Source organism: Roseateles chitinivorans (assembly GCF_050632145.1).
Taxonomy (GTDB): domain Bacteria; phylum Pseudomonadota; class Gammaproteobacteria; order Burkholderiales; family Burkholderiaceae_C; genus Roseateles; species Roseateles chitinivorans_B.
The window spans coordinates 5,595,131-5,609,197 of the sequence record NZ_CP192577.1 but is presented as its reverse complement, the minus strand read 5'-3'; the positions used below and the strand labels follow the sequence as shown (position 1 = coordinate 5,609,197).

Annotated in this window: 14 protein-coding genes; 8 read left to right on the top strand and 6 right to left on the bottom strand. The window is 68.0% G+C overall.

All coding sequences use genetic code 11. The features are described from left to right. Positions 1-378 precede the first annotated feature (378 nt). The 5 genes from katG (at position 379) to sodC (ending at position 5,377) form a co-directional block, all read left to right on the top strand. On the top strand, positions 379-2,574 hold the full coding sequence (gene katG / locus ACQ86G_RS25835) for a catalase/peroxidase HPI (RefSeq protein ID WP_431257956.1): 2,196 nt from the start codon (positions 379-381) through the stop codon (positions 2,572-2,574). A 155-nt stretch (positions 2,575-2,729) separates the two neighbouring features. Beyond that, positions 2,730-3,251, top strand: a complete 522-nt coding sequence (locus tag ACQ86G_RS25830) for a hypothetical protein (protein WP_431257955.1) — start codon at positions 2,730-2,732, stop codon at positions 3,249-3,251. 149 nt (positions 3,252-3,400) lie between these two features. Beyond that, positions 3,401-3,997 carry a DUF3455 domain-containing protein gene (locus ACQ86G_RS25825; protein WP_431257954.1) on the top strand — a complete coding sequence of 199 codons (597 nt, stop codon included), beginning with the start codon at positions 3,401-3,403 and terminating at the stop codon, positions 3,995-3,997. Positions 3,998-4,236: 239 nt separating this feature from the next. Beyond that, positions 4,237-4,740, top strand: a complete 504-nt coding sequence (locus ACQ86G_RS25820; RefSeq protein WP_431257953.1) for a tetratricopeptide repeat protein — start codon at positions 4,237-4,239, stop codon at positions 4,738-4,740. A 97-nt stretch (positions 4,741-4,837) separates the two neighbouring features. Then, positions 4,838-5,377 carry a superoxide dismutase [Cu-Zn] SodC gene (gene sodC / locus ACQ86G_RS25815; RefSeq protein WP_431257952.1) on the top strand — a complete coding sequence of 180 codons (540 nt, stop codon included), beginning with the start codon at positions 4,838-4,840 and terminating at the stop codon, positions 5,375-5,377. A gap of 134 nt (positions 5,378-5,511) precedes the next feature. On the opposite strand, the gene acnB is transcribed toward sodC, so the two are convergent. The 6 genes from acnB to ACQ86G_RS25785 form a co-directional block, all read right to left on the bottom strand. After that, positions 5,512-8,100, bottom strand: a complete 2,589-nt coding sequence (acnB, locus tag ACQ86G_RS25810) for a bifunctional aconitate hydratase 2/2-methylisocitrate dehydratase (RefSeq protein ID WP_431257951.1) — start codon at positions 8,098-8,100, stop codon at positions 5,512-5,514. A gap of 47 nt (positions 8,101-8,147) precedes the next feature. Then, on the bottom strand, positions 8,148-8,582 hold the full coding sequence (locus ACQ86G_RS25805; RefSeq protein WP_331615773.1) for a type II toxin-antitoxin system VapC family toxin: 435 nt from the start codon (positions 8,580-8,582) through the stop codon (positions 8,148-8,150). A 4-nt stretch (positions 8,583-8,586) separates the two neighbouring features. After that, a complete protein-coding gene (locus ACQ86G_RS25800) occupies positions 8,587-8,856 on the bottom strand; it encodes an AbrB/MazE/SpoVT family DNA-binding domain-containing protein (protein WP_431257950.1) in 270 nt (89 codons plus the stop codon). Positions 8,857-9,104: 248 nt separating this feature from the next. Next, positions 9,105-9,671: a hypothetical protein gene (locus ACQ86G_RS25795; RefSeq protein WP_431257949.1), complete on the bottom strand. Its 567-nt coding sequence runs from the start codon at positions 9,669-9,671 to the stop codon at positions 9,105-9,107. Positions 9,672-9,851: 180 nt separating this feature from the next. After that, on the bottom strand, positions 9,852-10,862 hold the full coding sequence (locus ACQ86G_RS25790) for an HpcH/HpaI aldolase/citrate lyase family protein (RefSeq protein WP_431257948.1): 1,011 nt from the start codon (positions 10,860-10,862) through the stop codon (positions 9,852-9,854). A gap of 176 nt (positions 10,863-11,038) precedes the next feature. Further along, complete coding sequence (locus ACQ86G_RS25785; protein WP_431257947.1) at positions 11,039-12,025, bottom strand: malate dehydrogenase; 987 nt, start codon at positions 12,023-12,025, stop codon at positions 11,039-11,041. Between the two features lie 255 nt (positions 12,026-12,280). On the opposite strand from ACQ86G_RS25785, the gene ACQ86G_RS25780 reads away from it, so the two are divergent. The 3 genes from ACQ86G_RS25780 (at position 12,281) to sdhD (ending at position 14,066) form a co-directional block, all read left to right on the top strand. Continuing rightward, positions 12,281-13,063, top strand: a complete 783-nt coding sequence (locus tag ACQ86G_RS25780) for a GntR family transcriptional regulator (RefSeq protein ID WP_431257946.1) — start codon at positions 12,281-12,283, stop codon at positions 13,061-13,063. Between the two features lie 126 nt (positions 13,064-13,189). After that, positions 13,190-13,630 carry a succinate dehydrogenase, cytochrome b556 subunit gene (gene sdhC, locus ACQ86G_RS25775; RefSeq protein ID WP_431257945.1) on the top strand — a complete coding sequence of 147 codons (441 nt, stop codon included), beginning with the start codon at positions 13,190-13,192 and terminating at the stop codon, positions 13,628-13,630. 73 nt (positions 13,631-13,703) lie between these two features. Continuing rightward, a complete protein-coding gene (gene sdhD, locus ACQ86G_RS25770; RefSeq protein ID WP_331614721.1) occupies positions 13,704-14,066 on the top strand; it encodes a succinate dehydrogenase, hydrophobic membrane anchor protein in 363 nt (120 codons plus the stop codon). Position 14,067 lies beyond the last annotated feature (1 nt).

Below are 14,067 nucleotides of genomic sequence, written 5' to 3'. Positions count from 1 at the left end.
CGTGCCAGGACGAAGGCGCGATGACGACGATGGCATCGACCGATGTCGAATCAGGCTTGCCGGCCAAGTGTGGGAGGACCACCCCAGCCGATCAATCACCATGGCTGGCACACCTTTACCCTGAGCGGAATGAACCCGGTCGACGCTCGTCAGCGCGCTTCGCCGACAACCGTTTCCGACCTCCGGGGGTCACTTGTTGCCCCCGCCGCACCACTTCCCCAAGTTTGCTGCTATCCGGGTCATTAGAAATTGCAAATGGCCCAATGAAGATCGATAGCAAATACTGACCCCGCCCTTCCACAGAAGGGACGGACGCCCGCGGCGCAGGACGATTCGACGCTGCGCGAACGCGGGATCAGCAGCAAATCTGGAGAAGCGATGAGTGAAGAAGGCAAGTGCCCGGTGACGGGCCATGGCGGCGCACGTGCGCCCGCGGCGCGGACCAACCGCGACTGGTGGCCCAACCAACTGAACCTGGCCGTGTTGCGGCAGCTCTCGTCCAAGTCCGACCCGCTGGGTCAGGACTTCGACTACGCCGCGGAGTTCAAGCGCCTCGACCTTGCGGCCATCAAACGCGACCTGCATGCGTTGATGACGGACTCTCAGCCCTGGTGGCCGGCCGACTTCGGCCACTACGGTCCGCTGTTCGTGCGCATGGCCTGGCACAGCGCCGGCACCTACCGCACCGCCGACGGCCGTGGTGGTGCGGGCGGCGGTCAGCAGCGATTCGCACCGCTGAACAGCTGGCCCGACAACGGCAACCTCGACAAGGCCCGCCGCCTGCTCTGGCCCGTCAAGCAGAAGTACGGCCAGAAAATCTCGTGGGCCGACCTGATGATCCTGGCCGGCAACGTCGCGCTCGAATCGATGGGCTTCAAGACCTTCGGCTTCGCCGGCGGCCGCGTCGACCAGTGGGAACCCGAGGACCACATCAACTGGGGCGCCGAGGCCAAGTGGCTCGACGACCAGCGCTACAGCGGCGACCGCGAGCTGGCCAGGCCGCTGGCGGCCGTGCAGATGGGCCTGATCTACGTGAACCCGGAAGGCCCCAACGGCCATCCGGATCCGATCGCCGCCGCGCGAGACATCCGCGAGACCTTCGCCCGCATGGCGATGGACGACGAGGAGACCGTCGCGCTGATCGCCGGCGGCCACACCTTCGGCAAGACCCACGGCGCGGGGCCCGCCTCGCATGTGGGTGTCGAGCCCGAGGGCTCGGACCTCGCCGCGCAGGGCCTGGGCTGGGCGAGCAGCTTCGGCAAGGGCCACGGCGGCGACGCGATCACCAGCGGCCTCGAGGTCACCTGGACCACCACGCCCACCCGGTGGAGCAACAACTTCTTCGAGAACCTGTTCGGCTTCGACTGGGAACTGACGAAGAGCCCGGCAGGCGCTCATCAGTGGCAGGCCAAGGGCGGCTCCGGCGCGGGCACCATCCCCGATGCGCACGACCCGTCGAAGCGCCATGCGCCGACCATGCTGACGACCGACCTGTCGCTGCGCGTCGATCCGGCGTACGAGAAGATCTCGCGCCGATTCCTGGCCCATCCCGATCAGTTCGCCGACGCGTTCGCGCGTGCCTGGTTCAAGCTGACCCACCGCGACATGGGGCCGCGCGCGCGTTACCTCGGCACCGAGGTGCCCCAGGAAGTGCTGCTGTGGCAGGACCCGATCCCCGCCGTCGACCATCCGGTCATCGACGAGCGCGACATCGCGACGCTGAAGGCGCGCGTGTCGACCTCGGGCCTGACCGTGTCGCAGCTGGTGTCGGCGGCCTGGGCCTCGGCCTCGACTTTCCGCGGCTCGGACAAGCGCGGCGGCGCCAACGGCGCGCGCGTGGCCCTCGCCCCGCAGAAGGACTGGGCCGTCAACGAGCCCAGCCAGCTGGCGGACGTGCTGGCGGTGCTCGGCGCCATCCAGCGGGGCTTCAACGCCGACCAGACCGGCAGCGGCAAGCGGGTGTCGCTGGCCGACCTGATCGTGCTGGCCGGCGGTGCCGCCGTCGAGCAGGCCGCGAAGGCGGCGGGCCATGCGGTGACCGTGCCCTTCACGCCGGGTCGCGCGGACGCGTCGCAGGACCAGACCGACGTCGAGTCCTTCGCCGTGCTGGAGCCGGTTGCCGACGGCTTCCGCAACTACCAGAAGTCGACGTTCACCGTCTCGGCGGAGGAATTGCTCGTCGATAAAGCGCAACTGCTCACGCTGAGCGCCGCGGAGATGACGGTGCTGGTGGGCGGACTGCGCGTGCTCGGCGCCAACGCCGGGCAGAGCGCGCACGGCGTGTTCACGGACCGGCCCGAGGTGCTCAGCAACGACTTCTTCGTCAACCTGCTGGACATGACGACGACGTGGCAGGCGAGCGCCGCGGATCCCGATGTCTTCGAGGGCCGCGACCGCGCGACGGGTCAGCCGCGCTGGACCGGAACGCGCGTCGACTTGGTGTTCGGTTCGAACGCGGTGCTGCGTGCGCTGGCCGAGATCTACGGCGGTGCCGAGGCGCAGGGCCGGTTCGTCAAGGACTTCGTCGCGGCCTGGACCAAGGTGATGAACCTGGACCGCTTCGACCTGGCTTGAGCATCGGAGAGACGACAGGGGCGCGATGAACGCGCCTCTGACGAGGCGGCGAGGCCGCCGGCCGGCGGGTCCGGGCCGGCGGCCTCGATCGCCATCCGCGGCCCCTGGCGGGCCGCGGAGCCACCACAGGTCCGCAGAGACCAGAGGAGACAGGCATGACGATGCAACGCTGCGTGCTCGCGGCGCGGATGCCCCGTGGCGACGCCGCCGGCGAGTCCTCCGGCGACGCCTGCCGCGAAGTGCGCGCCCTGTGGGTCCGCGTGCTGATCCAGTTGCGCCAGCTTGGAGATGCCTGCTCCCGGCCCGAGTCGCAACAACGCCTCCGACGCATCGGCGTGCGGCGCCCCGACGCGCTCGTCGACGGCCTCGCCGGCGAGTTCCAGCGGACGCATCAGACCTCCGCGATGGGCTGCTGCCCGCCGCCGTCGATCGAGCACCTCGTGCCCCTCGAGACCCTCGTCGTGGTGGAGACGCTGGTGCCGGTCGAGGCGTTCGCCCCGGATGAGGCGCCGGCCTGGGATGGCGGCCTGGACCGCGATTTCGAAGCGCTCGGCGCGACCTATGCGCGGCTGCTGGACCGCCTCGCGCCGCCCGCCGGCAGCCATCGCCACACGTGGCTGGAAAGTCGCGTGCGCGTGCATCAGGCCCGGGCCGAGGCGCTGCGGCGCGCGCTCTGAACCACATCGACGGCGGCCGGCACGCGGGTCGCGCGCTGGTCGGCATGCCAGCCGGCATCACGCGCTGCATCCGAACAGAAGCGGTCGCCGTAAGTGGCTGATGTGCGGCACCGACGCCGCTCGTTTCCCATCCGACCCAGGAGATCGCCATGATGCGTCTGAGCCCCGCCATCTTTTCCGCTCTTGCCCTTGCCGCCTGCGCGAGCGCGCAGGCCACCCGTCCCTCCGCGGACGAACTGTCCCGGCTGCCCGACGACCCCACGACCGCCGTCGCGGTGAAGGACCCGGAAGTCCCCGCCGTGCTGCGCCCCGCGGAGGGATCGCGCCAGCTGCTCCAGGTCCACGCCGTCGGCGTCCAGATCTACGAATGCACGCAGGGCGCGAACAGCGCCTGGGAGTGGAAATTCCGCGGCCCTGAAGCGACGCTGTTCGACGCGCGCGGCGCAAAAGTCGGCGACCACGGCGCCGGTCCGTTCTGGCGCCTGGCGGACGGCTCCCGCATCGTCGGACAGGCCAAGGCATCGGTCCCGGCGCCGACGACGGGGGCGATTCCCTGGCTGCTCCTGACGGTGGCGTCGCGTACCGGTCCGGGCGCGCTGGAACCCGTCGACGCGGTGCAGCGCATCAACACCGTCGGCGGTGTCGCGCCAGCGCCCACGCAGTGCACGACTGCGGCATCGGGCCGGATCGAGCGCGTGGGCTACACCGCCGACTACCTCTTCTGGGCGGCCGCCCCGTCGCGGTGAGCGACGTCTTCGCCGATCATCCTTTCCCGCACCGCGGACGCCCGCGACAGCCGTGTTGAAGGCGTCCGCGTCAAGGTGCGGTGACGATCCGCTGAGGACCTCGTGAAGCGGCTTGCCGCGGATCCGTTCGGACGAACCGTTACAACGATTTTTGAAAGCCGGTGCGTCCGCTTTCACGTCAGACCCGTACGTCAGAGAGCAGGATGTCCTGCATCACGTTTGAGCTTGAGGAGCAACCCATGAAGACTTTGAAACTGCTGTCCCTGATGGCCGCCGTCTGGGCACTGGCCGGTGCCATGCCATCCGTCCAGGCCGCCGACACGGCGCCGCCGCCGTCCGCCGCACCCGCGCCGGCCGTGAACCGTCTGGCCACCGCGCGTCAGCTGATCGAAGCCCGCCAATGGGAAGCCGCCCGCGACGAACTGAAGCGCGTCGACGACCGCCGCAGCGCCGACTGGAACAACCTGATGGGCTACGTGTCGCGCAAGGCCGCCAGCCCCGATCTGGCCGCGTCGGAACGCTACTACGACGAGGCGCTGCGCATCGATCCGCATCACCGCAACACGCTGGAGTACTCCGGCGAGCTCTACCTGATGAAGGGCGACCTGGCGAAGGCGCAGGCCCGCCTCGCGTCGCTGGCCACCGAGTGCAAGTCGTCCTGCGAGCAGCACACGGAACTCAAGGACGCCATCGCCCGTTATCAGGCCAACGGCAACAAGTACGTGGCCAAGGGCGGCTGGTAATCCGGTGCCTCGCGCTCCGACGCGCTCGCGTGGTCGAGCGCGCGCCCTGTCCCGCATGCCTGTTTCCGTCTCTCCGTTTTCCCCCAAGGAGCCTTGAATGAATCTCGTGAAGTCGTTGTGCCTGGGCCTGCTCGTGTCCGGCTCCGCCCTGTCGGCCGCCCACGCGGCCGAGCTGACCGTCAATCTGTCCATGGCGCAGCCCGACGGCCCCGGCGCCTCGGCCGGCACGGTGCGCATCGTCGAGACGCCCTATGGCCTGGCGTTCTATCCGCAACTGGCCGGCCTGCCGCACGGTGTGCACGGCTTCCATGTGCATGAGAAGCCGTCGTGCGCGCCATCCACCGCCGCCGACGGCACGGTCACGCCGGCCGGCGCCGCCGGCGGCCACTTCGATCCGCTGGGCAGCAAGCACCACGGCGAGCCGTGGGGCGACGGCCACCTCGGCGATCTGCCGCCGCTGTACGTCGGACATGACGGCCAGTCGTCCAACCCGGTGCTCTCGCCGCGTCTGAAGAAGATCGACGAGGTGAAGGGCCACGCGCTGATGGTCCACATGGGCGGCGACAACCACTCCGACCATCCCGCACCGCTGGGCGGTGGCGGAGCGCGTGTCGCCTGCGGCGTCATCGGCGGCTGAGTCCTGCCCGCACGAGCGCAATGCAAAGGGCCCGGAGGTTCGCACCTCCGGGCCCTTGTTCTCTGGCGAGGGGCAGGGGACTCAAAATCCCCCGCCGATCTCCAAGTCGGGCGACCGTCAGGTCGCTCGGTGCCTCACGCGACCGTCTTGGCCGTTTCCGCGTATTCCTCGATCTGGTCGAAGTTCATGTAGCGGTAGACGCTGGCCTTGTCGGCGTCGATGACGCCCATTTCCTTGAGGTACTCCTCCTTGGTCGGCAGGCGGCCCAGGCGCGAGGCGATCGCGGCCAGTTCCGCCGAGCCCAGGAACACGTTGGTGTTCTTGCCCAGACGGTTGGGGAAGTTGCGCGTGGAGGTGGAGATCACCGTCGCGCCCTCGCGGACCTGCGCCTGGTTGCCCATGCACAGCGAGCAGCCCGGCATCTCGGTGCGCGCACCGGCCGTGCCGAAGGCGGCGTAGTGGCCTTCCTTGATCAGCTCGCTCTGGTCCATCTTGGTCGGCGGCGCGACCCACAGCTTGACCGGGATGTCGCGCTGGCCGCCCAGCAGCTTGGCCGCCGCGCGGAAGTGACCGATGTTGGTCATGCACGAGCCGATGAAGGCCTCGTCGATCTTCGTGCCGGCGACTTCGGACAGCACCTTGGCGTCGTCCGGGTCGTTCGGGCAGCAGACGATCGGCTCGGTGATGTCGGCCAGGTCGATCTCGATCACGGCCGCGTATTCGGCGTCCTTGTCCGCTTCCAGCAGGTCGGGCTTGGCCAGCCAGGCTTCGACCTTCTCGATGCGGCGCTGCAGCGTCTTCGCGTCGGCGTAGCCGTCGGCGATCATGTTCTTCATCAGGACGACGTTGGAGCTCAGGTACTCCTTGATCGGCGCCGGATTCAGCTTGATCGTGCAGCCGGCGGCGGAGCGCTCGGCCGAGGCGTCGGACAGTTCGAACGCCTGCTCGACCTTCAGGTCGGGCAGACCTTCGATCTCCAGGATGCGGCCCGAGAAGATGTTCTTCTTGCCGGCCTTGGCGACGGTCAGCAGACCGGCCTTGAGCGCGTACAGCGGGATCGCGTGCACCAGGTCGCGCAGCGTCACGCCAGGCTGCATCTCACCCTTGAAGCGCACCAGCACCGATTCCGGCATGTCCAGCGGCATCACGCCGGTGGCGGCGCCGAAGGCGACCAGGCCCGAACCCGCCGGGAACGAGATGCCGATCGGGAACCGCGTGTGCGAGTCGCCGCCGGTGCCGACGGTGTCGGGCAGCAGCAGGCGGTTCAGCCAGCTGTGGATCACGCCGTCGCCCGGACGCAGGGACACGCCGCCGCGGTTGGAGATGAAGGCGGGCAGCTCGCGGTGCGTCTTCACGTCCACCGGCTTCGGGTACGCGGCGGTGTGGCAGAAGGACTGCATCACCAGGTCGGCCGAGAAGCCCAGGCAGGCCAGGTCCTTCAGCTCGTCGCGGGTCATCGGGCCGGTCGTGTCCTGCGACCCGACGGTGGTCATCTTGGGCTCGCAGTAGGTGCCCGGACGCACGCCCTGACCCTCAGGCAGACCGACCGCGCGGCCGACCATCTTCTGCGCCAGCGTGAAGCCGGCCTTCGTTTCGGCCGGGGCTTGCGGCAGGCGGAACAGCGTCGAGGCCGGCAGGCCCAGGAACTCGCGCGCCTTGGCGGTCAGCGAGCGGCCGATGATCAGGTTGATCCGGCCGCCGGCGCGGACTTCGTCGAACAGCACGTCGCTCTTGAGCTTGAACTCGGCGACGGTCTGGCCGTTCTTCACCAGCTTGCCTTCATACGGCAGCACGTCGATGACGTCGCCCATTTCCAGCTTGCTGACGTCGACCTCGATCGGCAGCGAGCCCGAGTCTTCCTGCGTGTTGAAGAAGATCGGCGCGATCTTGCCGCCCAGCGTCACGCCGCCGAAGCGCTTGTTCGGGACGAAGGGGATGTCCTGGCCGGTGGCCCAGATCACCGAGTTGGTCGCCGACTTGCGCGACGAGCCCGTGCCGACGACGTCGCCGACGTAGGCCACGACGTGGCCCTTCTTCTTCAGGTCCTCGATGAACTGCATCGGACCGCGCTTGCCGTCCTCCTCGGGCTTGAAGGCCGCGTCAGGACGCGTGTTCTTCAGCATCGCCAGGTAGTGCAGCGGGATGTCCGGGCGGCTCCAGGCGTCCGGGGCCGGCGACAGGTCGTCGGTGTTGGTCTCGCCGGGCACCTTGAAGACGGTGACGGTGATCTTCTTTTCCACCTCGGGGCGCGAGGTGAACCACTCCGCGTCGGCCCAGCTCTGCATCACTTCCTTGGCCGTGACGTTGCCCGCCTTGGCCTTGGTCGCGACGTCGTTGAAGTAGTCGAACATCAGCAGGGTCTTCTTCAGACCCGCGGCGGCGACGCCGGCGACTTCGGCGTCGTCCAGCAGCTCGATCAGCGGATGCACGTTGTAGCCGCCGACCATGGTGCCCAGCAGCTCGGTGGCCTTGGCCTTGGAGATCAGGCCGACCAACAGGTCGCCGTGCGCGACGGCGGCCAGGAAGCTGGCCTTGACCTTGGCGGCGTCGTCCACGCCCGGAGGCACGCGGTGGGTCAGCAGGTCCAGCAGGAAGGCGTCTTCACCGGCGGGCGGGGCCTTGATGAGCTCGATCAGCTCGGCCACCTGCTTGGCGTCGAGCGGCAGCGGCGGGATGCCGAGCGCGGCGCGTTCGGCTTCGTGTTGGCGGTAGGCTTGCAGCATGCGAACTCCAGTCGTTGTCTCTGCTTGGGTCAAAAATCGGGCCGGGGTCAGGGTGCGCTGGGCACGATGACCTTGAGGCCCTTGAAATAGTCTCGGAAGAATCCCTGGTCGCGGGTGATCAGGCCGTCGCACTGCAGCATCGCGTGCGCACCCACCAGGAAGTCGGGCATGGCGCGCGACGAGGCGGCGTCCGCCCCCTTGTCCGCGTTCTTCTGCGCCAGCCGTTGCTTGAACTTGCGTTGCATCTCGCCGGCGCGGATGGCGGCACGCTGGTCGATGGCCAGGAAGCTCAGGCCCATCTCCTCCAGCGCGTCCATCACCTCGGAGCCGTGGCCCAGGCCGGCGGTCACCTCGGACAGCACGACGTCGCACAGCACCACCGGACCGCTGGACAGCGCCAGGCGCAGCGCGGCCTCGGCCGCGTCCGCGCCGGGTGCGTCGCCCAGGAGGTCGATGAGGACGGAGCTGTCGACGGCGATCATCGGATCAGGCGGCCTTGCCGTCGTCGGCGGTTTCCCCGGTCGCCTCATCCGGCGCGCGGCCGCGCAGGTCGCGCATCACGTCGTCGGTGGCGGTGCCTTCGGGCAGCTTGAAGCGGCCGCGGGCGCGGGAGATGGCGTCGTCGACGTTCTTGCGCAGGATGATGCGCGCGCCGTCGAGCTCGACCTTGAGTGTCGTGCCCTTGGTCAGCCCCAGCGCGTCGCGGACGGCCTTGGGCAGGGTGATCTGACCTCGTTCGGCGACGGTGGCTTCCATGCGGGCTCCTGGCGGTGCTGGGAGATTAGACGACGGCTCTGGCGTTGTCATGACCGGGGGCGCAAGCGCACTGTCGGTATGAACCAGAAAGTATGCATGAATTGTACGTACTTCCGGGTCGTGAAAGCCAGCGCCCCGCCTGAAGCCCGACCGGCGCAGTATGGATAAGGAGCGTCCCGACGACGCGGGGCAGGCTGGACATGAAAAAGCCGCCTCAAGAGGCGGCTTCGTCCAGCGGGGCGCGGTGTTTACTGGGCGCTCGGGGTGATGCCCAGGCCGCCGCCGGCCGGGGCCGACGAGGCACGCGCGGCTTCGATCGCGGCGCGTTGTTCCGGGTGGATGCAGTCGTCGACCAGGCGCTGACCGGCCTTCACGTCCAGCAGCATCGACTTGTTGGCGATCTGGACCATCAGCGTGCGGCCGGTGACGTCTTCCAGGCGCAGGGCGCCGGTGGTCGACAGCACGGGCTTCATCACGAAGGTGTCCTTCTTGAAGGCCACGTTGATGTAGCCCACGTCCTTGGTGTTCGGCTCGATGGTGATCGACTGCTTGAACTCGCACTCGTACAGGCCGAGGTAGGCGCGCTTGGCGGCGGCCAGCTGTTCCTCGTTCGCTTCCGGCAGGGGCGGCGGCGGCGCCTTGACGGGGGCGGCCTTCTTGGCTGCGGTCGTCTTCGCGGCGGGCTTGGCCGTCTTGGCCGGTGCCGCGGGCTTGGCGGTGCCGGTGTTGGCGGCGGGCTGCGCGGCGGCGATGCCGGCGGTCAGCGTGAGCGCGGCGGCAGCGGCGCCGGAGAGGAGGAGGGCGGTCAGTCGCATGGGGAGGGCGTGGAAGTTGGACCTGGGAAAGCTTGAATCACCGGCCGAAGCGACGACCGGAAAAACGAAGTGCCGGAGCTCGGCGATGCGGGATTGTGACTGCGCCCGCGTCCCCTGAAGCGGGGATTTAATGTGTCAAACGGTTGATCGTTGCTAGGGTCTTCACGGGGCTGCGGGGCGTCACAGGGGCGATGGATGCGGTGCGAACCAGGTCTGCGCCACCTCTGTCGGCAGGTTCTGGCCGGTGCCGTGGGCGCGCTGCAGCAGATGCCAGAACAGACGGTAACTCGCGCGGTCGTGGAGCATGTCCCGGTGTTGGATCGGCGCCCACTGTGCGGCCTGCGCGGCCTGCAGGATGTCGATGGCCTCGTCGATCTCCGCGACGCTGGGCGCGAAGGCATCGATGATCGGCTGGATCTGGTTCGGGTGGATGCTCCACATCCGCGTGTAGCCGAATTCGCGCGCGGCGCGCTCGGCGGCGTGCTGGATCGCGCGTTCGCTCTTGAACTCGGTGACCACGCAGTGCGACGGCGTCTTGCCGTAGCTGTGCGCGGCGGCGGCGATCGCCAGCTTCGCGCGCTGCACCAGCGGGTGCGTGAACTGGCCGTCGACCGTCAGCGCCGAGCGCGGGATCGCGCCGCGATGCGCGGAGACGAAATCCATCAGGCCGAAGGAGAGCGATTCGATGCGCGGATGCGCCGCGATCGCCATCACGTCGCGCAGGGCGCCGTGTGTCTCGATCAGCGTGTGCAGCGGCAGCGGCTTGCGGATGCCGTGGCGCTTCAGGCTGTCGTCGATGAAGGCGACGGCGCGGCTCAGATCGTCGATGCCTTCGGGCTTCGGGATCATCAGGAAGGCGAGCTTCTCGCCGCCGCCGGCGATCACCGCCTCGACGTCGGCCTCGAAGGCCGGATGCTTGAACGGATGCACCCGCACACCGACGCGGCCGTGCGCGTTCAGCGAGCCGTTCAGCAGGTGCAGCACCAGCAGCATGTGCTCGGCCTCCCCGCCGACCGGGGCGCCGTCCTCGCAATCGAGCGTGATGTCGAAGACCGGCCCCATCCGCACCTGCAGCTCGAGGCTCTTGATCATGCGCGCCTCGACGCCGCAGTAGTGATCGACGACCGGCAGCACGACGGGCGCCTGGCCTTCTTCGAACAGGGCCTGGGCGGGAGTGAGGAGGGCGGTCATGGATGGATGGGGCTTGAAAGAAGAAGGGCCGACCCTCTTGCGAAGGTCGGCCCAACGATACTGCCTTCAGCGACGGACCGGCGAAGCCTGGTCCTGTTCAAGCAGGGCACGAGGATCTGGCTTTGCCAGCCCTCGGAGCCGCCCCTTGAGGGGCCGCCGAAGGCGGTAGGGGTGGTTTACAGAAGGTGCTTCACGCCGTTCTGCTCTTCGAGCAGTTCGTCGAGCGTCTTCTTGATCGCGGCTTGCGAGAACTCGTCGATCTCCAGGCCTTGGACGATCTTGTACTCGCCGTTCTCGACCGTCACCGGGTAGCCGAACATGACTTCCTTCGGGATGCCGTAGGAGCCGTCCGACAGGATGCCCATCGTGACCCACTTGCCGTTGGTGCCCAGGGCCCAGTCGCGCATGTGGTCGATGGCGGCGTTGGCGGCCGAGGCGGCCGACGACAGGCCGCGGGCGGCGATGATCGCGGCGCCGCGCTTGCCGACGGTCGGCAGGAACGTCGTGCGGTTCCACTCTTCATCGTTGATCAGGGCCTTGACCGACTGGCCGTCGATCGTGGCGAAGCGGTAGTCCGCGTACATCGTCGGCGAGTGGTTGCCCCACACGGCCAGCTTCTCGATGCCGGCGACCGGCTTGCCGGTCTTGGCGGCGATCTGCGAGGCGGCGCGGTTGTGGTCCAGGCGCAGCATGGCGGTGAAGTTCTTGGCCGGCAGGTCCGGCGCCGACTTCATCGCGATGTAGGCGTTGGTGTTGGCCGGGTTGCCGACCACCAGCACCTTGACGTTGCGCGAGGCCACGGCGTTCAGGGCCTTGCCCTGCGTGGTGAAGATGGCGCCGTTGATCGACAGCAGTTCGGCGCGTTCCATGCCCGGGCCGCGCGGACGCGAGCCGACCAGCAGGGCGTAGTCGGTGTCCTTGAAGGCGGTCATCGGGTCGCTGTGGGCCTCGATGCCGGCCAGCAGCGGGAAGGCGCAGTCTTCCAGCTCCATGATCACGCCCTTCAGCGCGTTCTGGGCCTTCTCGTCGGGGATCTCCAGCAGTTGCAGGATGACGGGCTGGTCCTTGCCCAGCATCTCGCCGGAAGCGATGCGGAACAGCAGGGCATAGCCGATCTGGCCGGCGGCGCCGGTGACGGCGACGCGAACGGGTTTCTTGCTCATCAGGGTCTCCGAGAAGTGCGAGTGAATGATGCGTGAGGCGCAGTCCGCGCCAGCGGCGGCAAGTGTAGGACAGCACGGCCTCGGCACGGATCGCGATAGGGTCTTCTTCGCCCACCGGTGTGGGGAGCTGCCCCCAAAAGTAGCGCATCGGCATTGCGCGAAACTGACACTCTTCTGTCTTATATAAGACTAATCCGGTCGGACTCCCTCTACAGGGTGGACGCTGTCTCCGGGTTTGTGCTCGAATCGCGCCCCATGTCGCCCCCCGCCGCCCCGGTCCACCCCGTGACGCCGCTCAATGAGCTGGCGCGTGCGGAGGCCGCGCCGTCGTTCAGCCCGCTGTATCGCCAGATCAAGGGACTGATCCTGAAGGGGCTGCAGGCCGGCGAGTGGAAGGCGGGGGAGACCATCCCCAGCGAGATGGACCTGGCGGCCCGCTTCGGGGTGAGCCAGGGGACCGTGCGCAAGGCCATCGACGAACTCGCCGCCGACAACCTGCTGGTCCGCAAGCAGGGGAAGGGGACCTTCGTCGCCACCCATGCGGAACAGCAGCAGCAATACCGCTTCCTGCGGCTGACGCCCGACGCCGACGAGGCTTCGTCGCTCGGCCGCCAGCTGCTGGACTGCAAGCGCCAGCGCGCGCCGGCCTTCATCGCCAAGCTGATGCAGCTGCGCGCCGGCGATCCGATGATCGAGATCCGCCGCCTGCTGCACAGCGGCGGCCATCCGGTCGTGCTCGACGACATCTGGCTGCCCGGCGCGCTGTTCAAGGGGCTGACGACCGAGCGGCTGCTCGAGCATCGCGGCCCGTTCTACAGCCTGCTCGAAACCGAATTCAACGTGCCCATGATCCGGGCGCAGGAAAAGATCCGTGCGGTCGCGGCGGAGGAAGACGCCGCCGCGTTGCTGCAGGTAGCGCCCGGCAGTCCGCTGCTGAGCGTGGAGCGGCTCTCCTTCACCTACGGCGACAAGCCGGTGGAGTTGCGCCGCGGTCTCTACAACACTTCCCACCACTTTTATCGCAACAGCCTGAACTGATGCTTTCGCGTTGCGGCGCTGACGTTTTCATGGCAACGCCAGAAGACGAGATGCGCCCAGGACACCCTTGAGGGGTGTTGCGTTGCCATAAAATCTTCGGGTTTCACATTGATTACAAGGTCGGACATGACGGACGCCACCCAAGCCACCAAGAAGAATCGACCGGTCTACACCAACATCCATGTCACGCAGATCGTGTCGTACCGCTTGCCTCCGGCCGGCATCGTCTCGATCCTGCATCGCATCAGCGGCCTGCTGATGTTCTTCCTGCTCCCGTTCGTGATCTGGATGTTCGACACCAGCCTCACGTCCGAGATCTCGTACGAGACCTTCACCGCGGCCTTCGTGTCCGGCATCGGCTTCCTGCCGGGCTGGTTCATCAAGCTCGTGACGCTGGGCCTGATCTGGGGCTACCTGCACCACTTCATCGCCGGCGTGCGCCACCTGTGGATGGACGCCACGCACAGCGTGAGCAAGGCGCAGGGCAAGAACAGCGCGATCGTCACGCTGGTGCTGAGCGTCGTGCTGACGCTGGCGCTCGGCGCCAAGCTGTTCGGCCTGTACTGATCATGCCGCGACCGCGCGGCGTGCCGCGCGGTCGGGCTGAGTTCCGACGATTGACCCAAGAGGCAAATCAACAATGACAACCTACGGAAGCAAGCGCATCGTCACCGGTGCGCATTACGGCCTGCGCGACTGGATGGTCCAGCGCGCCACCGCGCTGCTCATGGCGCTGTTCACCCTCGTGCTGCTCGCGCAAGTGCTATTCACCAGCCAGCCGATCGGCTACGACCTGTGGGCGGGGATCTTCAGCAAGCAGTGGATGAAGTTCCTGACCTTCGCGCTGATCGTGTCCCTGGCGTACCACGCCTGGGTCGGCGTGCGCGACATCTGGATGGATTACGTGAAACCGGTGGGCGTGCGGCTGTTCCTGCACACGTTCACACTGGTGTGGTTGACGGGTTGCGCGGGTTGGGCGATCCAAGTGCTCTGGAGGCTGTAAG

Bases quoted from the DNA above. Each gene is read 5' to 3' on its own strand.
- katG (WP_431257956.1), top strand. From the start codon at position 379: ATGAGTGAAGAAGGCAAGTGCCCGGTGACGGGCCATGGCGGCGCACGT.
- ACQ86G_RS25830 (WP_431257955.1), top strand. From the start codon at position 2,730: ATGACGATGCAACGCTGCGTGCTCGCGGCGCGGATGCCCCGTGGCGAC.
- ACQ86G_RS25825 (WP_431257954.1), top strand. From the start codon at position 3,401: ATGATGCGTCTGAGCCCCGCCATCTTTTCCGCTCTTGCCCTTGCCGCC.
- ACQ86G_RS25820 (WP_431257953.1), top strand. From the start codon at position 4,237: ATGAAGACTTTGAAACTGCTGTCCCTGATGGCCGCCGTCTGGGCACTG.
- sodC (WP_431257952.1), top strand. From the start codon at position 4,838: ATGAATCTCGTGAAGTCGTTGTGCCTGGGCCTGCTCGTGTCCGGCTCC.
- acnB (WP_431257951.1), bottom strand. From the start codon at position 8,100: ATGCTGCAAGCCTACCGCCAACACGAAGCCGAACGCGCCGCGCTCGGC.
- ACQ86G_RS25805 (WP_331615773.1), bottom strand. From the start codon at position 8,582: ATGATCGCCGTCGACAGCTCCGTCCTCATCGACCTCCTGGGCGACGCA.
- ACQ86G_RS25800 (WP_431257950.1), bottom strand. From the start codon at position 8,856: ATGGAAGCCACCGTCGCCGAACGAGGTCAGATCACCCTGCCCAAGGCC.
- ACQ86G_RS25795 (WP_431257949.1), bottom strand. From the start codon at position 9,671: ATGCGACTGACCGCCCTCCTCCTCTCCGGCGCCGCTGCCGCCGCGCTC.
- ACQ86G_RS25790 (WP_431257948.1), bottom strand. From the start codon at position 10,862: ATGACCGCCCTCCTCACTCCCGCCCAGGCCCTGTTCGAAGAAGGCCAG.
- ACQ86G_RS25785 (WP_431257947.1), bottom strand. From the start codon at position 12,025: ATGAGCAAGAAACCCGTTCGCGTCGCCGTCACCGGCGCCGCCGGCCAG.
- ACQ86G_RS25780 (WP_431257946.1), top strand. From the start codon at position 12,281: ATGTCGCCCCCCGCCGCCCCGGTCCACCCCGTGACGCCGCTCAATGAG.
- sdhC (WP_431257945.1), top strand. From the start codon at position 13,190: ATGACGGACGCCACCCAAGCCACCAAGAAGAATCGACCGGTCTACACC.
- sdhD (WP_331614721.1), top strand. From the start codon at position 13,704: ATGACAACCTACGGAAGCAAGCGCATCGTCACCGGTGCGCATTACGGC.